This is a genomic window from Pilibacter termitis (assembly GCF_900167335.1).
Taxonomy (GTDB): Bacteria; Bacillota; Bacilli; order Lactobacillales; family Streptococcaceae; genus Pilibacter; species Pilibacter termitis.
Genome location: NZ_FUXI01000058.1, coordinates 1 through 1,547 on the forward strand (window position 1 = coordinate 1; position 1,547 = coordinate 1,547).

The window sequence follows — 1,547 nt, forward strand, 5'->3', positions numbered from 1 at the left end:
CCAGCCGTTACAATCCCAGCAAAATCTGGGAAAATTAGTAAATTCATTTGTTTCTTCATTCGTTTGTTCCTCCTCTAATTTGGGTACATAATATTTAAATCATTGTGAAATACACCACTCATTTCAAGAATGGAGCGTGTGTTTTTCACAGTATTTGCATCACGCACTTTCACTTCAAGCCCCATTTGTGAAAAAATACTCTGAACTTCGTTTGAAAGTGGCGATAACGTGCCTTTTTCTTTTGAACCATAAATTTCTAAAATAATTCGCCATTCTGTCGTCACTTCACTTCCCGTCATGTCAATCAATTTTGGCGAGTGAATCGCTTGATAAATACACACAGGGAAGTCTGACAACGTTTCTGGAAACTCTGGCATAACCTTTTCAAACAAATTGGTGCCTTGCAAAGTTTTCACGATAAACGGTTTTAAATCAATTACACTCATTTACTCTAGCTCCTTTAATGCTTTATTCACTTCTTGAGTGATAATTTTTTCAGATTGTTCTTCTGCTTTTTTTCCTGCTGGATACATCCAAGGTCTTGCTGGTTGCCCTCGTGTCATGAAAAATTCTTCGCCTTGAATCTTAATTTTTGGTATGCCGTAAACGGATTGTAAATCAATATCCACATCATTCACAGGAATAAACCAGCGATCTTGTGTGTACGTTGGAAAAACATCTGGTGAAATGTCACTGTGGTTTTCTTCTCCGACTGGACCTGTACCAAATTCACGATACACACCAATCTCGGAATCATTCCAAAAACGACCTTTGACCATTCCTTTCACGCATTTTATTTCTCGGTGGTTTTGTCGGTTGATTTCACCGTTCCCATACCGAACACTTCCGAGATTTTGCACAACATTTTCATCTACAAGGTCAAGCAAAGAATCTGTCGCTTTTGTTAGTCCAACAGTCAACTTCTCTGGAATAGCATCAATCTTGCCTAAGGCTTGTTCTAAATTTGTAATCTTGATTTCAACCATGCTACACCTTCTCAATTAAGAGTTTCACGTGTGTAGAGTAAGGAGTAATTGCTAAAATCTTGTGAGTCACTGTGGAGTTATCTTTTAGAGACAAGCCCCACCCCTCATGTTTTTCTTCTTCAAACGTGCCAAGCTCTGCATAGCAAATCTTTTGTTTTTCCACACGTTCCCCATAAATTACAGGAGAAAGTCCACTTTTTCCACTACTGACAAGCAAGGTAAGCGTTCGAGGTTCAACATAAATCGTCTTTACAAAACCTTCCTCATCTTGCGTTTGACTAGGTTTGAAAAGAAAAGCCGTTTGCATAAACTTTTTAGACAACATCACAAGCCCACCACCTTTGTTTTGACGTATTTAGAAAGTGATTGACGAATACTTTTTGGAATCAACCCTTCTTCAAAATTTCTGGAAATATCTCCCTCACTTCTCGAAGTTTCTCCCTCGACTCCAGCTCTATTTTCCAACACTTTTGCTAATTGTCGTTGATACATTGCCAAAACAGGAACATTCTCCCATTCTTCTGTTTCAAGTCCTGTATAGTCTAAAATCATCAGTTTTGC

3 protein-coding genes and 1 pseudogene are annotated in these 1,547 nt (G+C 38.4%); all 4 read right to left on the bottom strand.

All coding sequences use genetic code 11. The features are described 5' to 3' along the window. Window positions 1-74: 74 nt before the first annotated feature. On the bottom strand, window positions 75-446 hold the full coding sequence (locus tag B5D30_RS13010) for a hypothetical protein (RefSeq protein ID WP_078808516.1): 372 nt from the start codon (window positions 444-446) through the stop codon (window positions 75-77). Further along, window positions 447-986, bottom strand: a complete 540-nt coding sequence (locus tag B5D30_RS13015) for a hypothetical protein (protein ID WP_078808517.1) — start codon at window positions 984-986, stop codon at window positions 447-449. It abuts the gene before it with no gap. A gap of 1 nt (window position 987) precedes the next feature. Next, window positions 988-1,311, bottom strand: a complete 324-nt coding sequence (locus tag B5D30_RS13020) for a hypothetical protein (RefSeq protein WP_078808518.1) — start codon at window positions 1,309-1,311, stop codon at window positions 988-990. Continuing rightward, window positions 1,311-1,547, bottom strand: a pseudogene (locus B5D30_RS13945) (phage head-tail connector protein); the annotation flags it as partial. The gene B5D30_RS13020 and the pseudogene B5D30_RS13945, both read right to left, overlap by 1 nt.

Bases quoted from the DNA above. Each gene is read 5' to 3' on its own strand.
- B5D30_RS13010 (WP_078808516.1), bottom strand. From the start codon at position 446: ATGAGTGTAATTGATTTAAAACCGTTTATCGTGAAAACTTTGCAAGGC.
- B5D30_RS13015 (WP_078808517.1), bottom strand. From the start codon at position 986: ATGGTTGAAATCAAGATTACAAATTTAGAACAAGCCTTAGGCAAGATT.
- B5D30_RS13020 (WP_078808518.1), bottom strand. From the start codon at position 1,311: ATGTTGTCTAAAAAGTTTATGCAAACGGCTTTTCTTTTCAAACCTAGT.